This window comes from Shewanella sp. MTB7, assembly GCF_027571385.1.
Lineage (GTDB): Bacteria > Pseudomonadota > Gammaproteobacteria > Enterobacterales > Shewanellaceae > Shewanella.
On the sequence record NZ_CP085636.1, the window covers coordinates 3964045 to 3984371 of the forward strand.

The 20327-nt window shown below is 41.2% G+C and carries 16 protein-coding genes, 1 other RNA gene and 1 pseudogene; 10 read left to right on the plus strand and 8 right to left on the minus strand.

Features of this window, described 5'->3' with window-relative positions; translation table 11 throughout:
* Positions 1 to 6: 6 nt before the first annotated feature.
* The 4 genes from HWQ47_RS17170 to phaZ7 all read right to left on the minus strand — a co-directional run bounded on the left by HWQ47_RS17170 (position 7) and on the right by phaZ7 (position 4878).
* Positions 7 to 426, minus strand: coding sequence for a MaoC family dehydratase (locus HWQ47_RS17170; protein WP_269967284.1), 420 nt, complete (start codon positions 424 to 426; stop codon positions 7 to 9).
* Between the two features lie 27 nt (positions 427 to 453).
* A complete protein-coding gene (locus HWQ47_RS17175) occupies positions 454 to 2046 on the minus strand; it encodes an acyl CoA:acetate/3-ketoacid CoA transferase (RefSeq protein ID WP_269967285.1) in 1593 nt (530 codons plus the stop codon).
* A gap of 349 nt (positions 2047 to 2395) precedes the next feature.
* On the minus strand, positions 2396 to 3712 hold the full coding sequence (locus HWQ47_RS17180) for a hypothetical protein (protein WP_269967286.1): 1317 nt from the start codon (positions 3710 to 3712) through the stop codon (positions 2396 to 2398).
* A 59-nt stretch (positions 3713 to 3771) separates the two neighbouring features.
* Positions 3772 to 4878, minus strand: a complete 1107-nt coding sequence (gene phaZ7 / locus HWQ47_RS17185) for an extracellular native short-chain-length polyhydroxyalkanoate depolymerase PhaZ7 (RefSeq protein ID WP_269967287.1) — start codon at positions 4876 to 4878, stop codon at positions 3772 to 3774.
* 176 nt (positions 4879 to 5054) lie between these two features.
* On the opposite strand from phaZ7, the gene phaZ reads away from it, so the two are divergent.
* A complete protein-coding gene (gene phaZ, locus HWQ47_RS17190; RefSeq protein WP_269967288.1) occupies positions 5055 to 5939 on the plus strand; it encodes an intracellular short-chain-length polyhydroxyalkanoate depolymerase in 885 nt (294 codons plus the stop codon).
* A 17-nt stretch (positions 5940 to 5956) separates the two neighbouring features.
* Positions 5957 to 7513 (plus strand): alpha/beta hydrolase, encoded by a 1557-nt coding sequence (locus HWQ47_RS17195; RefSeq protein WP_269967289.1) that lies wholly within the window; start codon positions 5957 to 5959, stop codon positions 7511 to 7513.
* Positions 7514 to 7613: 100 nt separating this feature from the next.
* Here HWQ47_RS17195 and HWQ47_RS17200 read toward each other — a convergent pair whose 3' ends face one another.
* Positions 7614 to 8531, minus strand: coding sequence for a LysR family transcriptional regulator (locus HWQ47_RS17200; protein WP_269967290.1), 918 nt, complete (start codon positions 8529 to 8531; stop codon positions 7614 to 7616).
* A gap of 304 nt (positions 8532 to 8835) precedes the next feature.
* On the opposite strand from HWQ47_RS17200, the gene HWQ47_RS17205 reads away from it, so the two are divergent.
* The 7 genes from HWQ47_RS17205 (at position 8836) to HWQ47_RS17235 (ending at position 15815) form a co-directional block, all read left to right on the plus strand.
* On the plus strand, positions 8836 to 9570 hold the full coding sequence (locus tag HWQ47_RS17205; RefSeq protein WP_269967291.1) for a beta-ketoacyl-ACP reductase: 735 nt from the start codon (positions 8836 to 8838) through the stop codon (positions 9568 to 9570).
* 85 nt (positions 9571 to 9655) lie between these two features.
* A complete protein-coding gene (locus HWQ47_RS17210) occupies positions 9656 to 10882 on the plus strand; it encodes an acetyl-CoA C-acetyltransferase (RefSeq protein ID WP_269967292.1) in 1227 nt (408 codons plus the stop codon).
* Positions 10883 to 11040: 158 nt separating this feature from the next.
* Complete coding sequence (gene dinG, locus HWQ47_RS17215) at positions 11041 to 13113, plus strand: ATP-dependent DNA helicase DinG (protein WP_269967293.1); 2073 nt, start codon at positions 11041 to 11043, stop codon at positions 13111 to 13113.
* Between the two features lie 8 nt (positions 13114 to 13121).
* Positions 13122 to 13892 carry a sulfite exporter TauE/SafE family protein gene (locus HWQ47_RS17220; RefSeq protein ID WP_269967294.1) on the plus strand — a complete coding sequence of 257 codons (771 nt, stop codon included), beginning with the start codon at positions 13122 to 13124 and terminating at the stop codon, positions 13890 to 13892.
* On the plus strand, positions 13889 to 14563 hold the full coding sequence (locus HWQ47_RS17225) for a primosomal replication protein (protein ID WP_269967295.1): 675 nt from the start codon (positions 13889 to 13891) through the stop codon (positions 14561 to 14563). The genes HWQ47_RS17220 and HWQ47_RS17225 overlap by 4 nt, the downstream gene beginning before the upstream one ends.
* Before the next feature lie 9 nt (positions 14564 to 14572).
* Positions 14573 to 15256, plus strand: coding sequence for a DUF2057 domain-containing protein (locus tag HWQ47_RS17230; protein WP_269967296.1), 684 nt, complete (start codon positions 14573 to 14575; stop codon positions 15254 to 15256).
* Between the two features lie 289 nt (positions 15257 to 15545).
* Entirely contained in the window at positions 15546 to 15815 is a 270-nt protein-coding gene (locus HWQ47_RS17235) for a late competence development ComFB family protein (RefSeq protein ID WP_269967297.1), read from the plus strand.
* A 739-nt stretch (positions 15816 to 16554) separates the two neighbouring features.
* On the opposite strand, the pseudogene HWQ47_RS17240 reads toward HWQ47_RS17235, so the two are convergent.
* Positions 16555 to 17625, minus strand: a pseudogene (locus tag HWQ47_RS17240) (transposase).
* A 555-nt stretch (positions 17626 to 18180) separates the two neighbouring features.
* On the opposite strand from HWQ47_RS17240, the gene HWQ47_RS17245 reads away from it, so the two are divergent.
* The gene (locus HWQ47_RS17245; protein WP_269967298.1) at positions 18181 to 18723 is read left to right on the plus strand and encodes a hypothetical protein; all 543 of its coding nucleotides are present in this window, start codon (positions 18181 to 18183) and stop codon (positions 18721 to 18723) included.
* 952 nt (positions 18724 to 19675) lie between these two features.
* On the opposite strand, the gene ffs is transcribed toward HWQ47_RS17245, so the two are convergent.
* Together ffs and HWQ47_RS17255 are read right to left on the minus strand one after the other, a co-directional pair.
* Positions 19676 to 19772: signal recognition particle sRNA small type (gene ffs / locus HWQ47_RS17250), an RNA gene on the minus strand.
* Positions 19773 to 19938: 166 nt separating this feature from the next.
* Positions 19939 to 20259, minus strand: coding sequence for a ComEA family DNA-binding protein (locus HWQ47_RS17255; protein WP_269967299.1), 321 nt, complete (start codon positions 20257 to 20259; stop codon positions 19939 to 19941).
* Positions 20260 to 20327: the final 68 nt, after the last annotated feature.

The window sequence follows — 20327 nt, forward strand, 5'->3', positions numbered from 1 at the left end:
AGTCTGCTAAACGGCTTTGGGAGGCATTACAGTTGCTACACCTTCGATCACGACTACGCCGTTCTGATTAATACTTTGTGTTTTAAGCTTGACGATATTCTTGTCGCTAATGATCTCATCTACCGTCACTTCAGCTCTTATTGTATCGCCGATATACACAGGTGCTTTAAAGCGCAATTCTTGTCCTAAATAGATAGTTCCAGGACCAGGTAACTGCATTCCAAGTACTGCAGAGGTTAAACCTGACACTAATATTCCGTGGGCAACTCGTGCACCAAATACACTATCTTTACCCGCAAGATCACTGACATGCACAGGGTTAATATCACCACTCACACCACAAAAAAGCTGAACATCTGTCTCTGTGATGGTTTTCTCAAAACGAGCTTTCTGCCCAAGATGTAACTGTTCAATTGTGTAACTCATACTACTTACCTATTTGTGCTTTAATGCTTACGCTGCGGTGTCAATTTGGGAGCTGAAGTGCTTGTCACCCAATGTGAGTCCCATCGGAGCATCAATGAAGATACGTCTGTCCATCACTTTTAGATTGGCACTAATGCTTGGCATGAAATCCATTTTTTGCAAAATGTCTTTATCTAGATCAACACCGGGGGCTATTTCGATAAGCTCAATACCTTTTTCAGCCAGCTTGAATACGGCTCTCTCGGTAATGTAGAGGACTTTTTTGCCATTTTTTCTTGCGACATCGGCGGCAAAAGTGATCTGAGCCACTTTTGGAATAAGCTTGCAGATATGACCATCTTTAACGATCTCAAGCTCGCCACTCCCCGTCTCTATCTGCAGTTTTCCTGCGGTAAAGGTGCCACAGAAAAATACCTCCTTAGCATTTTGAGTGATATTGATAAAACCACCACAACCAGCGATTTTCGATCCAAATTTGGACACGTTAAGATCGCCATTTTCATCACATTCCGCTAACCCCAAAAACGCTTGGTCAATACCACCACCATCGTAAAAATCAAACATCTGATCTTGGGTAATGATAGCCTCAGGAAATGCCGATGCGCCGAAGCTCAAACCACCAGCAGGCGTACCACCAATGGCTCCGGGCTCAACAGTGGCAATCATCTGATCAGTTATGCCCTCTTCATCGGTCACACTAGCAATCACCTCTGGCGCACCAATACCGTAATTGAGAATGGCCCCTCTTTTTAACTCCATCGCAGCGCGGCGAGCAATAATTTTTTTAGCATCTAAAACCCTAGGTACCTGCTTATCATCACCTTGCTCCCCACGTCCACAATAGGCTGGATTCATGTCCTCAGCAAAGGTTTGCATATGGTGTTCTTCGTCGGTGTTCACCACGACTGCATTAACAAAAATACCTGGTATACGCACCTGCTGTGGATCTAACTCACCGACTTTTACAATACGTTTAACCTGCACAATTACTGTGCCGCCCATATTAGTCACTAACTGAGCTGCAGCTAAGTTTTCTAAGAAAAGGCACTCATCCTCCATGGTAATATTGCCATTTTCATCGGCTGTCGTACCTCTAAGCAGAGCAACATTGGCATCCATGCGCTTATAAAATAGATAATCATTGTTATCTATGTTCATTACAGACACGCGTTCCTCTTTGGTTACACTATTAATCTTGCCACCATCAATACGTGGGTCGATAAAAGTACCAAGCCCAACATGTGAAATAGTGCCAGGCTTGCCAGCTGCAGAATCACGCAACAGCTGTGCGATGACCCCCTGAGGAAAGTTGTAGGCTTGAATTAAATTTTCATTAACAAGCTTTTGTAAGCGAGGGATAAGTCCCCAGTGGCCACCCATAGCCATTTTGACCATCCCTTGGTGCGCCATATGGTTAGCGGCTTTAGTGGAACCGTCACCTTGGCCCGCGGTAAAGTAGAGTTCTAATGCTTTAGGGTGGCCAGAGCTTAGGAATCGCTCACCGATGGCTTTCTCTATTGCTTCGGGAACAACTGCACCGATAAAGCCGCCTAAAATCACTTTATCTTCATCCTTAATCAAAGATGCTGCCTGCGTTGCTGTCAGTACTTTCACTTTCATAATATTTTCCTTCAAAACCATTAATTCGACCGTCTAATAGCCTTTTGACAAAATAGCTCTTAGGTAATGACTAAAGTTTAAGCCCCATAGATTAATGAGGAAATAGACAAAAGATGAAAGGATAATTGCAAAAATGGGATAATGTGAGGTTGATTGTTTTACACACGTTTCAAGTAGATAGATAAATCGAAAATAGACATGACTAATTTAACAATAGTTAGATTACTTATTATTTAAGAGGACACTATTCATATTTTGATGAGTTGAATTGAGAAAAATATCGAAATAAAGAGCTGCTATATAATATCTCTATACCAGCTCTTTTGCTCAATTACTATATTAACCAATACTAGCCAAAGCTGACTCGTAGCGTTGTCATAACAGCGGTATCATCGATATCTTCATCTGCATGACCAGCCCTAAGTTCTATAGTGTTACCTTTGCTGAATTTGTACAGGGCTTTTACATCATAAAAAGTACCGTATGTATTATCTCGATAGTTTTCAGGCAACACACTATGTAGGTCGGCGTTGTATAAGTCTAACTCCATTCGCCCAACAGCAACCGTAAATTCAAGTTCATCAGAATGGTGCCAATTTGCTCTTAAACCATAGATGACTCCATCTTTACCCGCGTTGCCATTAAAATCACCTAAACCGCCAAAGAATTCAGTACGAGTCGGGTTTATCTCGTTTCTAGGTGAGTTGTTGATCAGCATTGAGTAACTGTCCCACCCTCTTCCCACTTGTCCACCATCACCGATCCCTGCAATTTGAGCCTGCAACTGAAATTCAGGTGTGATCTGATAGCCAGCCTCTAAGAATGCAGCCCAGCTATTGTTCCCCCAAAAATAGATGGCATCATCGTCATTGGCATCTGATAAATTAATGTTTGCAGCCGTTTTAAATGAAAATTTCCCAATCGTTTTACCTAGATATGGGGAGATATTATGGAAGTTTTTAATATAATAAGGATTTGATATTTCAGAAAAATCACTCGGTGCTGATTCACCATCAAAATATGACCATAACATCCCCCAGTCAAGACCATTTTGATTACCGATTGCTGCTAGGGCATACATATTAAGATCACCGGTCGAAAAATCTTCCAGGCTATTATCAGAAAAATCCTCGGAGAAGCGCAGATCATACAAACCAAGTAAACCAACATAACCACCATCGGTCATATAGGTTTTCATTGCGAGGATTCGATCCCTCCGATCATCGGCAATATTAAAGCCATAAGCCCAGCTAGCCTCTTGGCGACCAGCACGAAATAACCATCCATCTTCACCTTTATATTCGAGATAAGCGACATCTAATGACAAGGAGTCAAGATTATCGTCACTGGTATAGTCATTACCAGAGCCTCCACTATGACGACGATCCCCAGCCCAATCATAGAAGCCGAGCAAACGGGTATTAATCGACCAACCGGTTTCGTTTGTAACATTAAGAGTGAATCTTACTTGCGATTGAGCACCGTTTATACTGTCACCAGTATTAAAATTACCCTCACCGTTATCAACGTTGTAAGCTTTTATGAATGCGTCGGCTTTATATTCAATTTTACCCACGTTCTCAATTTCCACTGATGCCGCAATTAAAGCCGGAGATATCAATCCTAAAGAGCAAGCCAAAGCTATTTTTGTTAATTTAGTTCTCATATTATTCATTTCCAATTTTCCTGATTTTATTAGTATTTTTATATTTAACAGAGTGTAATTTAAAGCGCATTGCTGACCGGACCACTCAGATAGTTGATAGCGCAAGTAATACCTTCACAGTCACTTGTCAGCATCTCGACCAATATGGCACCGCTGTTTATTTTGCTATTAAAATGTCCAACGCCATCCAGATCCCCACCGGATAAGTTATAAGGACTTAAATCACTAAAATTGAAGTCAAGTGCACTTGCTGTCGTGCCCGCTCCCAGTTGTAGTTGTGCAATAACATTGCTGTCAGGTGTGAATAGTGCCCCATTAACACAAGTTCTCTGTCCCGACATTGTTGTACAGTGGATTTGGTCGTGTAGCCCCGCAGTCAAACTGTAGAATCGACTACCGAGTACCTGTGAAGGAAAATGGCGCATACTGAGGGAATCATTATTACCAGTCCAAGCATTCTTTCCCCATATTGGTGAAAAGCTGCCATTATCAGGATAGAGTCCAAAAGTGTTCGCCTCATATAGGTTTTGGCTACCACAAGTTGGAATGAGAGCATTCGCATATCCAATATAGAGACACGACTCTAACCCCCTAATTGCACCACCAATATTAATAAATCGGTCAACTTTGTTCCAAGCGTGATGTTTATGTAGACTTGAAATAGCTAATGAAACCCCTAGAGAATGAGCCACTATATTGACCTTATTCTGGCCCGTATATATCAGGACATCCTCAATAAATTGAGCAATAGTTTGTTGCGGAACTGCGTCATGGTAATTAAGCTGAGGAGATTGGCGCTGCTCGTTAGAAAGATAAGTTAACCCGAACAATTCACAGTCATTGTAGCCAGCTTGTTTAAATGACTCATAAACAGAAAATGGGACTTGCGGGTAGTTTTCAGGTTGAACACTTGGTGGCAAAGCCCAACCGATGGCATTGTCTCCATTACCATGGAGAAATATAATTGGTGTTTTACTTGCCTGACAGTTTCCGCCGCCAAATCCACCGTCAATATATTTATCTTGGTCTACGAAATTATCCGAAAATTGATAATTTGAATCTGAACAAACAAATCCATTGTGATTATTACATTCTACTGAATAAGCATTAGTTGATATAAGTGATATTGATAGCACCCAAAAAATAATGACGATTTTGTTACGCATTTTTAACACCTTAATACCGTTAACAACACACAACCATATTAACCAATTGCAAAACTTTCTTATCTAATAAATTCGGGATTCTTTTTTTCATTAACGGGATGTTAATAGGGTAACTAAGAAATGAAAACACAGATATTATTAGCGAACTTTCAGTTAATAATATTAGGAGCAAGTCTATGTGCCAACAAATAAATACTGAAAAAGTGATCTTAACGAATGGTGAACAGATTTATTATAGAGAATGTGGTACAGGGCCAGTTTTAGTTATATTACATGGTAATATGACCTCGTCTTTTCATCTTGAAGAGTTTATGAAATCTATCTCTTCAAAGTTAAGGGTTATTGCTCCTGATATGCGGGGATTTGGCCTGTCTAGCTATAAAAACCCCATTTCCAGCTTGAATGATCTCTCTGATGATATTGCAAATCTACTCAAACAACTCAATATAGAATCCTATGCCATCGCGGGTTGGTCTACCGGTGGAGGAGTTGCAATTCAACACTGTATCAATCATAGCGAAAAAATCAGTCAACTCGTACTCATTAGCAGCATAGGAATGGATGGCTATCCGATTAAGGCCAACGGGGGGCAAGGAGATTACCTTAAAAGTAAACAAGCAATATTAGATGATCCAATGTTTGCGCCTATTTTCACTGCATTCAAAAATAAAGATAAGGATTTTGTACGTGGCTTATGGGATATGGTGGTCTATAACCATAATAAACCAACCGCACAAGACTACGAATTACTAATTGATGATGTGTTAACACAAGTCAACTTAGCCGATATCTATTTTTCATTATCCATCTTCAATTTAACTCACGATTTTAACGGTGTTATTAATGGCACGGGCCAAATTCATCAATTTAAGACACCGACTTTAATTTTACACGGTGAGGATGACCTGATTATTTCGATAGATACCGCGCTACACACCCATAAAATGATAACGGATCTTGAGATCCCTATCACAATAAAAACATATCCTAATAGTGGACACTCATTGTTTATCGATCAACTTGACGACATCAGTCATCAAGTTCTAACTTTTATTAAATAATAACTAGGGTCTATAAAATGAATAGAAGTATCAAGTTTCACCTACTCTCATTATCACTGTTCACACTTTTAGCAGGCTGTACAACGACTCAATATCCAGTGAAGAATATGCAAGCTTTAAGCGTGACACAAGAATGTGACGGTAGCTATTGGCAAGACTGTGTTACTTATCCGTTTGCTGTGCAATATGCGCAGGTGAAAGATGACTCGGGGCTTGAATGGCAAGTTGCCTATATGGACGAATATGCCGGTGACCAGATCACACCTGAGACCGTCGTACTAATCCATGGTAAAGGTGTATATGGCGGTTATTTTGCAGATCTAATGAATGCCTTACTGACTGAGGGTTACCGTGTCATTGTGCCCGACCTACCCAATTATGGTAAATCCATCCCAGGGAACCTAGAGAACCCAGTGACACGTTCACTAGATGATACCCGTAGCGCCATTCATGATCTGTTAACACATAAATTAAATGTAAATAAAGCCAGCTTTCTCGGCCACTCAATGGGAGGCCAGTGGGTAATAGGTTATGCCTTAGCATATCCGGAGCAAGTAAATAAAATAATACTTGAAGCTTCCGGTGGTATGGAAGAGTTTCCAACAAACATTGCTGGACTGTCATTTTTTGGTGATGAACAACAAACATCATATGATAATTGGGAGAAAATCTGGGGCAGTACCCTGAAAAAGGAACAAGTTAAAACAGCAGAAGATATCGCATTGTTTAACTATTTTAAGGCAAGGAATCCTGACAGCGGCGAGATAATGGATTCTCCAGCTGGATATTTTATCAATAAAACTCCAATGACAGAGTATATAACCCAAAATCGTCAGTATATGATTAATAATTCAGCTGAAGAATATAAGTCATACACAGAAACCTATATCAGAGATATCTATTCAATGGGCGTTGAAGTCCGCATTGAAGACCCTACAAGCCTAGTTAAAAAGATTGATCAGATTAAAGCACCAATGCTTATCACTTATGGTGAGAAAGAACCTTTTATTCCAACAACCATTTTTAGTGGTCAGCAAAGTTTACGTTGGGACATCATTAAGCCCGTGTATGACAAATTAGCAAGTAATAATAACGAGCCTACAGTGATAATTTATCCAAATGTTGGCCATTTCATCCATACAGATATTCCTGAAAAATTTAATCAAGACGTCATTAAATTTCTTGCTGGCGATAGGATCTCCGGTGCTGAAAAAGTCTCAACTTATAAACCGCCAGTAATTGTGCCACCAGAAGAAGTAACCGCTTTTTTTAATAAGTTCAAGCATGCTTTAGTGAGTCAGCATAAGGCCAGCATAGCCACTTTCTATGCAGAAGACTTTGTTGAAAATGGCTATGATAAATCAGCCTTCTTAGCGATCTTATATAGCCAAATGGCCAATGTTAACGATTACAAGGTCTCGTTAATCAAGTTTGAGAAAGATCCCAACAAAACAGATGAGTATTTCGTTGAAGGAATGGTGAATTTAGGCAACATATCTGTTCCCTTTAGTAAAGGGAGCAAAGTACTTAAGACTTTAGATGGATGGAAGTGGTTGGGTAACAGAAAATCCTGATCCATTTATGCAAAAATAACTTTAAATAGCGTTAGCGTAGGTGCATAAGCGCCTATGCTATGGAATATATCACCCACCATTTTCTAACCGAGTGCAACGATCATCTGCTTTCTAACTCTGCAGCTATCTCGGTCACCCGCCGTATCAAAAAGTCTTTAAAATTCACACAACGAGTTGGCATTTGCTTTCTTGGCCTAAAATAGAGTCCAAATTCAAAATGGCTATTACTGTAATCATCTAGGATTGGCACCAGCGCTCCCTCATCTAACTCTTGCTGTATTAAACTGGTAGGAAGATAAGCAATCCCAGCTCCCGTTAACGCGACACTTTTTAAGAATTCACTGTCTTCAACCTCGACAGTTTGAGCGATCTCAACCGTTGTAAACTCACCATCTCGCTCAAAGACCCATTTATTCCCCCCAACCAATGTGGACGCATATAAGCAATTATGCTTTTTTAGCTCTTCGGGTGTATGAGGTACAGAAAAACGTTCGATGTAACTTGGAGAACAACACACTTTAAGGGGATATCTGAGCAATGATCGCTTGACCAACAAACTGTCCTTTTCTTGGTAGCCTTGATAAGTCGCGTTAGCACGAATAGCAAAATCAACCTCCCCGATATGATCCATCTCATAAGCGGTTTCAACAATCTTAAATGAGACATAGGGATATTCACACAGATACTCACCCACAACTTTACTGAGAAATTTATTGGCAAATAGAGGGGTACTGGCAATACGAATAACTCCTCTATCATCATTGCCTAAGTTCTGGATCTCAGTAAGAATGTCATCAATCTCGGTATTTACATGACAAAAGCGATCAAACAGACGCTCACCTGCTTGTGTCGGAACCACTTTACGAGTTGAGCGCTTTAGCAAGCTCACCCCCATATTATCCTCTAACTCAATAATCCAACGACTACCTGCTGAAGCAGAAATACCATACTGCTTGGCTGCATCACTAAAAGATCCTGTTCTAACTACATGCAAAAAATAGACAATTTTATCTAGCATAGAGACTTCACTGTTGATGAATGTTGGGGTCAATCACAAATTAACCGTTTGAAATACATGCTGAACAAGTGAAGCTTAATGCCGATAGCATCACTTATAAAGCCATATCGTAAGCATAACCCCACAATTACCAAACACTATCCCATATAAATTGTAGAGAAATGTTTTTTATCCCTATTTTGCAATAGTGTTTTGTTCCATTAACGCTAAACATTCAATGATCCTGCGCCTAAAATAGTTTCAAATCTAAGCAAATATCGCTTCTTAGTAGACATTTGCTCACTCTCAAAATGGTGGAATAATTATGCTAAATAACAAGATCTGTATTGTCACTGGTGGCGCACAAGGTATTGGCCGCTGTATCGTAGAAACTTTCGCTAAACAAGGTGCGCTTAAGGTTTACGCTTGTGACATGAACCTTGAAGCGATGCGTGACCTTGAAACTTTATACAGTAATGTATCAGCCAAGCAACTTAACGTCTGTGATCGCAACGGTATTCAAGCGCTAATCGAAACACTAAAAGCTGAACATGGCAAAATTGATGTATTGGTCAATAATGCAGGCATTACCCGTGACAACTTGCTCAACAAAATGAGTGAGGATGACTGGGATATGGTCATCAACGTTAACCTTAAAGGTGTGTTCAATATGACACAAGCTGTGGCGCCGTTAATGATTGAAAATGGTACTGGTTCAATCATTACTATGTCTTCTGTTGTTGGTACTGACGGTAATATCGGACAGACAAACTATGCAGCCACTAAAGGCGGTGTGATCACCATGACCAAAGGTTGGGCTAAAGAGTTTTCCCGTAAGGGCGCACAAGTACGCGCAAACTGTGTGGCTCCTGGATTTATCGAAACACCTATGACCATTGAGCTGCCAGAAAAAGTACTCAATTTTATGAAAAGTAAAACACCACTTGGACGTATGGGCAAGCCTGAAGATATTGCAAATGGTGTACTTTTCCTTGCGAGTGACAGTGCCAGTTTCATCACTGGTCAGACACTAAAAATTGATGGAGGTCTTGTAATATAACTGAATAACATTCAATAACGTGTTGCTCGAGCATCGATTATTAAGCGTTACTCTAGTGTCAAAATAACTCAGTTTAGGAAAAAGTATGAAAAAAGTATTTATTGTAGGTGCTAAGCGAACGGCGCTTGGTAGTTTTGGCGGAACACTTGCTTCAGTCCCTGCTCACCAACTTGGTGGGGAAGCCATTAAAGCAGCATTGGCACAGTCTCAAGTTTTACCAGAGTATCTTGATGAAGTGATTGTCGGTAACGTACTCAGTGCAGGTCAAGGAATGGGACCTGGTAGACAAGCGTCTCGCTATGCGGGAGTTCCTGATACAATTCCGGCTTATACCCTCAATATGATCTGCGGCAGCGGTATGAAAGTGGTTATCGAAGCTGCGACAAAGATTAAAGCTGGAGATGCTGATCTTATTGTTGCTGCGGGTATGGAGAACATGTCTAGTGCTCCCTATCTACTAAGTAGCAATAATCGCTTCGGTAGCAAGATGGGCAATCAAGAGCTTACCGACTCGATGATAAACGATGGTCTCACTGACGTCTTTAATCAGTATCACATGGGTGTTACTGCTGAAAATATCGCTAGCAAGTATGAGATCACTCGCGAGCAACAAGATGAATTTGCACTTCGCAGTCAGCAACGAGCATGTGCAGCAATTGAATCAGGCCGCTTCAAAGATGAGATAGTCCCAATTGAAGTGACACAGCGCAGAAAAACCTTCACCTTTGATACCGACGAATACCCAAGAGCAGATGCCACCATTGAGAGCTTAGCCAAGCTAAGACCCGCTTTCAAAAAAGAGGGCTCGGTGACAGCTGGCAATTCGTCAGGGATCAATGATGGTGGGGTAGCATTCGTTATTGCCTCAGAAGAAGCGGTTAAAAAATACAACTTGCAGCCACTGGCTGAAATTACTAGCTATGGTCAAGGTGGGTTAGATCCAGCCTTTATGGGACTCGGTCCAGTACCCGCGATAAAGCAGGCGCTATCACGCGCGGATATGAAACTTAATCAGATTGAGTTATTCGAACTAAACGAAGCCTTTGCAGCTCAAGCTATTGGAGTGATGCACGCTCTGAGTGAAGAGCATAACACTGAGCTATCTTGGTTTGATGATAAAACAAACCTCAATGGTGGAGCCATTGCACTTGGCCATCCTCTAGGCGCTTCTGGTGGTAGAGTATTGACAACCTTACTCTATGAACTTCAAAAGCAGGAGTTCACCTATGGACTGGCCTCTCTATGTATTGGCGGCGGCATGGGAACAGCAATCATTATTAAACGAGTCCTAAACAAGCTTGATAAATCATAATTTGCCCACACAAGTGCTATTAAAATGGAAAAAGGCTCAAGTTGAGCCTTTTTTATTATTTAGTATTTCATCACTATCGAACTTGATAAACACGATTACCTTTACCTCTACATATTAACTGTTATTATATACAGCATTATTTTCTTGCTTGTATATTCATGCTATCCGCAGACGTTAAAACACAGATCCGTTCAATATATAAAGATATTGCTGCAGCCTTACCAAACTTTCGTTCTAGACGTGAGCAAAACTATATCGTCGCCGAAATATCAAAAACACTGGCAGGCGAATACGACAAGCAAAGAAGAATCATCGTCGTAGAAGCTGGCACCGGAATTGGTAAGTCATTAGCCTATTTATTGGGCGCGATACCTTTAGCGCTTGCCAATAAGAAAAAGGTCTGCATAGCCACGGCAACGGTTGCGCTACAGGAACAGTTGCTGCACAAAGATCTGCCCTTTTTCCTTGCACAATCTGAGTTGAATTTTACTTTTGGTTTAGTCAAAGGTCGTCAAAGGTATGTCTGCCTTTCAAAGCTGCAGATGCTGATAGGCGCCGACGATGGCACCCAGATGGCGATGTGGCAAACAAAACCAGACACGAGTCAAATAGCACAATTACAAGCTTTGTTTAAGCAATACCATGAAGGTAAGTGGAACGGTGAACGTGACACCTTAACAGAACAACTCCCTGACCACATTTGGCAACAAATCGCCTGTGATAAGCACAGTTGTCATAAACAGCTCGCCAGTCATAGAAACTGTCCTTTCCATAAAGCCCGTGAAGATATCGACACCTGGGATGTGCTTATTGCCAACCACAGTTTGCTTTTTGCCGATCTTGAGTTGGGTGGAGGAGTGATACTGCCAGATCCTGAGGATCTCTATTATATCATCGATGAAGCCCATCACTTGCCCCAAGTCGCTAGGGACTTCTCCAGTGCTCAATCAACGTTGAGAGGGGCTATCGACTGGCTGGAAAAAATAGACAAGACCAGTAGCAAACTACAGTCTCAAATAAAGAGTAATCACATTATTGCGCCAGTACAGACGATGCATGATCACATCACTGATTTAACGGGTCAATTGAACCTTATCGCACACTACTGTGATACTCAAACTGCGCGATTCGATAATCCAGAAAACCGTTTCCGCTTTGAGCACGGCAAACTACCTGATGGGCTATTAAGCCAAGCTGAAAACCTCGCCACAACATCAAACAAAGCACTAAAACAGTTTAATAAGATGCAAACCTTATTGGCTGAAGCGATAAAAGATGGTGAAATTCCCAAGCACCAAGCTGAACAGCTTTTATCAGAAACAGGCTTTATGTTACAACGACTTGAAAACCTGCAAAAGCTGTGGAAGATGATGGCCAAGGTTGATAATGCTAAGGGTGCACCTATGGCCCGCTGGATAGAGTTACTCACAGGAAAACAACTAGATTACCTGTTCAATGCATCTCCTATTGAAGTTGGTTTTATGCTTGAAAAGCTGCTTTGGGAGAAAGCCGCTGGCGTCGTTTTGTGTAGCGCCACATTAAGATCGTTAAATAATTTTGATCACTTTACTCGACAAGTTGGCTTATCGGTAAACGATGGTAGTCGCTTTTTAGCGTTAGATTCTCCCTTCGATTTCGAACAAAATGCAACACTGTATCTGCCAAAAATGAAAACTGAACCAACTGATGATAAATATACTGAAGAGTTAGCTGAGCAGATCATTACCTTAGTCGATGGTGAACAAGCGACCTTAGTGCTATTTGCATCATATTGGCAGATGGAAAAAGTATTTGACCTCGTTGAAAATAAGATTAAAACAGGTCTGCAGATCCAAGGTACCGCTTCAAGACAAGATATACTCACTAAACATAAGCAGAGATGTGATAACAACGAACCAAGTATTATTTTTGGCACCGGCAGTTTCTCCGAGGGACTCGATCTCCCAGGAGATTACTTAACCAACTTGATTATTACTAAGCTTCCTTTTGCAGTACCAACCTCACCTGTTGAGCAAGCTCATGCAGAATATATAAAGATTAAAGGGGGTAACCCTTTTCTGCAACTGACAATTCCAGACGCATCACGTAAATTGATACAAAGCTGTGGTAGATTACTGCGTAAAGAGCAAGATTATGGCCGTATAACCATTTTAGATAGAAGACTTGTTAGTAAAAGATATGGGAAGTCATTACTCGATGCTCTCCCTCCTTTTCGCCGTGTGATAGAGTAGGAATACCTTTGGATCTACTGCTAGAGCCCACTACTTGGGCCATTCTTGCTGGCATAGGGTTAATTGCAGGATTTATTGATGCTGTTGCCGGTGGTGGTGGATTGCTCTCAATTCCGGCCTTACTCACATTAGGAATCTCTCCGCACTTAGCGTTAGGCACTAATAAGCTTGCCGCTTGTTTTGGCTCATCGATGGCCGCCTTAACCTACTATCAGCAAAATCTTTTCTCACCTAAGCTTTGGTACCACACTTTTATTGCCACATTTTTAGGCGCGATAACAGGGACATTTTTAGTCCATTACATAGACAAACAGTGGCTTGAAAAAGCACTACCCCTAATCATTATTGCCATTGCTCTCTATACCTTAGTCAAACCTAATGCGATGGGTTGTAAAGAGTATGCGCCTCTTAGAAAACCCGCAACCCGTTTGAAACAATGGTTACTGGCTTTCCCATTGGGCTTTTATGATGGCTTTGCAGGTCCTGGCACCGGCGCTTTCTGGACAATCACCAGCACAAATTATTATCATCAACCCCTCTTATATAGCTGCGGGTTAGCGCGTGCGATGACCTTTGTCAGTAACCTCACCTCATTAGTGATCTTTTTTGCACTAGGTCAAGTTAACGTGATTTTAGGCTTATCCATGGGAGTATGTATGATGTTAGGCTCATACATTGGCGCACGCTCAGCAATAAAATTCGGAGCCCAATTTATTCGGCCTGTATTTATTGTTATTGTCCTTCTTATTGCGATTAAATTAGCTTGGAGTGCCTGGTGACAACAAGTGAATTACTCAAACGATTACGAATCCAACATAAGCAGTTAGAGCAAGAAGTGCTTCAACATGATGCGAAACTTCCCAAAGGGCAGAGACGCTTAATGCAAGATACTGAACGCTTTAACGATAGCCTATTTATACAAACAGGCGCTGAGTTAACCCCTTGTATTGGCCAAATTGATAAGAGCATTCAGCAGTTAGAAAAACTGATTAAAGCTAATATGTCACTTAATACGATTCTATTAAGCTGTGAACGTATTCAAGATAGGTTTACCGCAGTAAAGCGTGCCCTAGCAACGACATCTTTAGATGTTAAATCCGCAGAGCAGCAGAAACAGATACGTATTGCTAAAGCCCAGCAGCGTCGGCGTCAGTCGCACAATAACAGTGGTTTTGACTGGATAGCGGCAGGCGTCATGCAAAACAGTCATCAGCTCTATGATGAGTTAAACAAGCACTTAAACTGGGTAACAGCATTTGAACAGAAAATTCAAAATTTACAATCTGAACTCGAATACTGTCATAGTAATGACAAAATTAAGATGCAAAATGAGATCCTTCTTGTCCATCGACGTTTAGGTAAATGTCGACAGGCTATTAGCTATATAGAAGAACGTATTCAGGCGTTTGAACGTCCTCAAACACATACGTTCAGAAGTTTTAATCGTTAAGGAGCTACAATGAAATCAGTTATGCCAGTCACCGCCATCATCGCTCTGCTTGGTTCCTCCACAGCGCTAGCTGCGAACCTGAATATCCCAATGGCATTCGAGTATCTAGCAGTGGATGGAACAGAAGTCGGGTCGAGTTTATTTAACCATAAAGCAGACATTGAGTTAGATAATGGTGTCCATAAAATAGCTATTCGTTACCATGACATGGTCCAGGATGACTTCAGTGACGGCGAAAGCTTTATCAAATCATCCCCTTTTATCGTTACGTTAACGGTAGATGGTGATCATGAGTACAGCCTAAAAGCGGCTGATGGTGTGATTAGAAACCCTAAGTCTTTTGCTAAATCACCTAAGGTTGTGATCACTCGTCATGATTCTGGCGTCGTCGATTACAGCGTTAAGCAAACTGATTTTACCGAAGACTCATTTGTAAAAAGTATATTCGGTGGTGGAAGCGGTCAAGATGTGGCAAGTTTGTCGAGTACTGCAACTGGAGCTGGGCTCGCTGTCACAACCACAACAACAGCTGCCGCTTCAATCACTGCCCCCATTAGTAAACCAGCACCAATAGATTCGATGACAGGTAAGCAAGATGCTGGTCACGCAGAACAGATGCTTCAATATTGGTGGTTACATGCCGATCATAAAACAAGAAAAGAATTTATGAGTTGGGCCATTCAACAACTTTAAAGTAAAAATACGATAAAATAACACCTCAAATGCCGGCAACTCTAGCCGGCATGTTACGCTTTATACAAGCTCATGAGCAGTACTCTCTCTTGCTGTACATTAAAAGTCCCCTGTAAAATAGTATTTAAGCTTAACTAGGGGAAATTATCCCTAACAGGCACTAGAATTAGGATAGACGTGTTATGCATATTTCTTATTGCCGAAAAGCAATTTTGGTAGCACACTAAATTCTGACATGATGTCACCCCATAGAAAGCAGCAATGGAACACCAATACCAGGGAGCATACTATGCAACTAGAGATTCGAAACTATTACGAAGTGTTGTTAATGGAACTCATTTCAGATGAAGGTTTATTCGATGAGCTACCCGAAGAATTTCTCTCAGATCTATGTTGTGTCACGCTCAACCAACTTCCCGTAAGGTATGTTCGTCACTTAGTCGACACCCACTTTTTTGAAGACTATGCCGAACTCGAACAGATGAAAACAGAGATCCAAGTCGCCCTAGAAAAATCCCGCGCATTCCTCAAGGCGAACCTTAAAAAAGACGAAGAATAAACAGACGAGCCCATCGATTGTCACTTTGATAGCAACAATGGGCTCTTTGTTATTTGTTTGCCCCAATGGCAACGTAAAGCGCCCACCTTTCCGCTTATCATCCGCAACTTCCCTCCTCATCGCTAACTTTTTTGTTTTGAGCTATTTTAAAGAAAAAGCAAAAGATACTCTCACCACGGAGTACACGGAGGTAAAGATGGAGGTAAATCTACTTTGAACAGGGTTACATTTTCTGGTTTGGCTTTAGGCTGAGCTGGTATTGGGTGGGGTGTTTGAAGGCCGAACTTTCATTGTTATCTATCGCTTACAGCGTGCTTATGTGCAGATACTTCTGTGACACGACACGAGTATATCCCTATAGTCTCGGCCGTGACATCCATGTCACGGACGGTCACAGCCGCACCTACACCCGCTTATCAATCTCTTCGATTTAGCCTTCTAGTAGTGCGTATCGATCCAGAATAGCGTAATTAGCTACAAGCCCTTTGTTTCTCTAGTCTCTCGCTCATAAACTCAGTTACCAGAAGTAACTATTCGCCTTGCATCTCCCCTTGCAACCCCGACGAAACTGTCTTCCTCGTATTCCATTTCAAATTCACTAACGCTTCCAATGATACATCCTGCACCTCGAAAGCTAAGCTCGCATCCATGCGAGCTTTACGCAATTTGAAACTCTATACTTCGGCAATTTCCAACGGGGAGTCTTGTAACCTGCTGCAGCATTTGGCTTCTCGTCATTTTAGGGTGATGGATGAATTGCTTTGCTAGATGCCTTGCCTTTGCACCATTTTCCGCTTTGGTTCTTCCTCTTAAATTCACACATTGCATCCCAACGACCGCTAATCCCACTGTATTGACGACGAAACTCTTGGGTTGAGGTTAACCAAGCATCAGATGAAATACCAAGCTCACAAAGTAGTTTGGGACGGCTTGAACCAATAAAGCCTTTCTTATCATGTCTAATAGCTCTACCTGTCCAATCAATGAGTTGTAGGTAATCAGAAAAGTGAAATGGAATACCGGATTGTGTTGCCTGGTGAGTTGCACCATCAAATTCAGCAAGGGGTTTTAATGGCATTACAGTGATGGATTCTGCTTTATCATCTGCTGTTGTTATAGATTTTGCTTGAGTATCTCGCACCACGCTAAACTCTACATTTAGCTCGCCAATACGCTCTTGAACCGAAGTAAAATCAGAGTCTTGCAGCGAGTCTGCAATACCCGCTCTGATAGGGTTTAAATCCACATACATCATACATGCAAGGACTGCTTGTTCATCGAGCAGAGCTTGTGACTTGAAACGTCCCTCCCAGAAAGCACCTTTACACTCATCTTCACGATTAGCTTTTCGTGCAACCTCCTCATTGAGACAGCACACCTCTTCATTAAATCAAGGGCAACTAATACTAGATAAGCGTTCCTGCCACTCTGCGATAAGTCCATCCAGCAGTATCAGCTCCCCCTCAATAAGTCCTTCACCTTTCATGTATTTAGAAGCCACTTCATTACCGTGGAATAACTGCTGCCAGCGACTAATCACACCTCGATGACTTAAGGCATTAGCTTCATTCAAGTCAATCTTGAGCACTAAATGATAGTGATTGCTCATCACCGCATAAGCACATATATCAATACAAAATATGGTAGAAAGCGCTTTGATTTTATCGACAATCCAACCACGTCGATGCTCAAAACTCTTTCCCGTCAGTTTATCTTCACCGCAGAGGTAAGCCATTCTAACACAACGATTAATTACATGATAAAATGGCGTTGTTTCTGCATCAATTAAGAGCCGGCGAGCTGAAGTCATAGAAGCTACCTCATAGGAAACTAAAGCAAGATAACTTAAAGCTTAGTTGAGATCACTGAATAGACAAAAGATGTGGCTGTCCTATCTTTTTCTCATCTTTTTCTCATAAGATTAATGGGAATGAGCAGGAAATCTGTAAACGCTGTTACACAAAAAGGTTTGGAAGATAATAAATCTCTGAGTAACGGATTTTCCAATTTCCCCCCCAATAAACTTCTGCCCCAAAACGTGTTTTGCAGCTCAAGAGGCAAGTTGGCCGAACAAAGCTTGGCTTTAGAAAAGCTAATGAGAAAGGGGTTCGCTTAGTCTATAAGTTATGCTTGTCCTATCTTTTCTAAAGTGTATGCATATTGATTTTGGTCATATTCCCAGTCAACATTTGATGAAATTGTGCGCGTTTATACTTGTGAGTTAATATAATACTAAGTAGCATCAGGTGCTTAGAAACATGTGAATGTAGATAATAGGTTTGGAAACCGCGCAACGCACAAATATTAAGACGTTAGCTTTTACACATTTTTAATCAACCGTTGGTCATAATCTAGGAAGTGGAATATGAAAATCAGAACATTAAATGCAGTTGTAGTTGCGTTAGTTATATCAGGGTGCTCAAGTGCACCTATCGTCCTTAACTACGCACCTAGTAGCACAATGACTGTGGAAGGAGAAGTTAAAGTCGGTGATTTTAAATACTTACCTGCAGAGAATAATAAAAAAATAAAACCTAATCAAATAAGAAATACTGCAATGGGTTCGGTTTTGTTGGAAAAAAATGTTGATGAGTATTTTGAAACAGCACTGTTTACCGAGTCTAGGTTTGTTGGGCTTAAGGTCAAAGAATCTGAGAACCAACTTACAGGAAATATAATCGAGTTTTTAATTGATGATCTTGGATTTAGCATCGACTGGACATTAGAAGTTAACTACGTCATGAAAAAATCGGATGGTAGTGATTGTTATAATGAAACACATAAAATCGAGAAAAACACCGCCAAATTTGCTAACCCTTTTGGCACTTTAAATGAAGTAATGAAGCTTAACATTGAAGAAGTACTTAAAGATGAAGTTTTTGTTGGTTGCGTAGCTAAAAAAAGCTAATCGGGTAGCTGGAGATGTCTAGCCTCCACTCCCCACCTTGCATGCGGCTCCGCACACGACTAAATGGATTTAGGAGGAAGAGTGAAGCAGGATGCCAGAGTCGAGGGCGGTTCATTTAGAACGCCTAACTAAGCTTTCTGGTTAGCTTTTTGTTTCGAGAGTGAACTGCTATCCATCCATCTCTTAGTGAACATAAACCCGCTTTCTTAAGATAGTCATTAGTAATGACTATCTTAAAGTTTAGAGCCTAAGCACTAAGCCGTTTATGTCCAAAACCTTCCTAGAATCACTCAATCTCTGATGTGATCACCAAGGGACTTTGTCGTACATAACCTAAATCGAAGAGATAAATAATAAGGTGTGAATGCGGCTATGACCTTTGACAGCATGGACGCTGTCGTAGAGGCTATAGGGATATACTTGCGCCGTGTCATAGAAGTATTTACACATAAGGCATGCTGCAAGCAATAGATACCAACGAAGCTATGCCTATCTGGCAATAACCAAATACGAATTTAGCTAAATGAGCCCAATTCAGAAAATATTTGAAACTTGCTATCAGGCAAGCCAGCAAACTTTTTCCAGAAATGAGCTACAACCAAAAACTTCAATCGAAGAGATAAACAATCAGGTGTGAATGCGGCTGTGGGCTTCGGTTTCAAGGATGAAACCGCAGAGCGGCCAAGGATGGCTTCACAGCGTCCCGCAGAGGTATTTACACATTAGGCATGCTGCAAGCAATTAATACATCTAAGGCTATGCTTCTTAGCAAGCTAACCAGATAACAAAGCTGCCTAATGGATCCAACTTAAAGAATCGTAAAATGAGTATATAAATTAGGGAATAAATCAGAAGGTATCTAGCTTATAACTGCGCCACAAAGTGTATCACTTGAGCTGATTTTGATTTAAATTGAGCTAAGAAATGGTGTACTAGGAGGATTTTGGAGGTTCCCCTAGAGCCACACCCCGGCACATGAGTCGCCTGCTGCGGTTGCTCCCTTCCGGGTCTGGCCGAGTTCACAAGTTATCATTGCGGGGGGACCCTAAGGTCACCATTGCTTTCGTTAGGATTTCTCCTCTCGAACGCCGAGCATTATCCACTAACCTCGCCCCGCAATCAAGCCCTTAAACGACACTTAGCGTAAGATAATGATCAACTGCTGATTCTATAATCAAAATCATCTAATTTCTGCCGTTTAACAGTTTGGCTAGACTACAAAACAATCACAGACTTGTTTTTCTCAACTAACTTAGCACCAATGCCTTTAACTAACTCGAGCTCATTAATGGCTTTAAATTCGCCATTCACTTCTCGGAATTCAACTATCGCTTTTGCTTTCGACTTACCAATCCCTTTTAAACGAACCAGATCTGACACACTGGCCGTATTGATATTAACACTGACTACTTGTTGATTAAGTTGCGTTGTTGAATTCTCAACAGTTTTTGTGACCTCTTCTTGCTTCTGACCCGCTTGTGCACTCATAGAGAAAAGTACTGTTAATAATAAACCGATAATGACATGATATTTCATAGTGTAACTCCTTTATTTAGTCCATTTGTATGTAACCGTTAATCCATTGTTCCTTGGCTCAGCTACAA

What these genes read in the sequence shown, in the direction of transcription:
- phaZ (WP_269967288.1), top strand. Translation starts at nt 5,055, where the DNA reads ATGTGCCAACAAATAAATACTGAAAAAGTGATCTTAACGAATGGTGAA.
- HWQ47_RS17205 (WP_269967291.1), top strand. Translation starts at nt 8,836, where the DNA reads ATGCTAAATAACAAGATCTGTATTGTCACTGGTGGCGCACAAGGTATT.
- HWQ47_RS17180 (WP_269967286.1), bottom strand. Translation starts at nt 3,712, where the DNA reads ATGAGAACTAAATTAACAAAAATAGCTTTGGCTTGCTCTTTAGGATTG.
- HWQ47_RS17195 (WP_269967289.1), top strand. Translation starts at nt 5,957, where the DNA reads ATGAATAGAAGTATCAAGTTTCACCTACTCTCATTATCACTGTTCACA.
- HWQ47_RS17230 (WP_269967296.1), top strand. Translation starts at nt 14,573, where the DNA reads ATGAAATCAGTTATGCCAGTCACCGCCATCATCGCTCTGCTTGGTTCC.
- HWQ47_RS17245 (WP_269967298.1), top strand. Translation starts at nt 18,181, where the DNA reads ATGAAAATCAGAACATTAAATGCAGTTGTAGTTGCGTTAGTTATATCA.
- HWQ47_RS17170 (WP_269967284.1), bottom strand. Translation starts at nt 426, where the DNA reads ATGAGTTACACAATTGAACAGTTACATCTTGGGCAGAAAGCTCGTTTT.
- HWQ47_RS17175 (WP_269967285.1), bottom strand. Translation starts at nt 2,046, where the DNA reads ATGAAAGTGAAAGTACTGACAGCAACGCAGGCAGCATCTTTGATTAAG.
- phaZ7 (WP_269967287.1), bottom strand. Translation starts at nt 4,878, where the DNA reads ATGCGTAACAAAATCGTCATTATTTTTTGGGTGCTATCAATATCACTT.
- dinG (WP_269967293.1), top strand. Translation starts at nt 11,041, where the DNA reads ATGCTATCCGCAGACGTTAAAACACAGATCCGTTCAATATATAAAGAT.
- HWQ47_RS17210 (WP_269967292.1), top strand. Translation starts at nt 9,656, where the DNA reads ATGAAAAAAGTATTTATTGTAGGTGCTAAGCGAACGGCGCTTGGTAGT.
- HWQ47_RS17200 (WP_269967290.1), bottom strand. Translation starts at nt 8,531, where the DNA reads ATGCTAGATAAAATTGTCTATTTTTTGCATGTAGTTAGAACAGGATCT.
- HWQ47_RS17255 (WP_269967299.1), bottom strand. Translation starts at nt 20,259, where the DNA reads ATGAAATATCATGTCATTATCGGTTTATTATTAACAGTACTTTTCTCT.
- HWQ47_RS17235 (WP_269967297.1), top strand. Translation starts at nt 15,546, where the DNA reads ATGCAACTAGAGATTCGAAACTATTACGAAGTGTTGTTAATGGAACTC.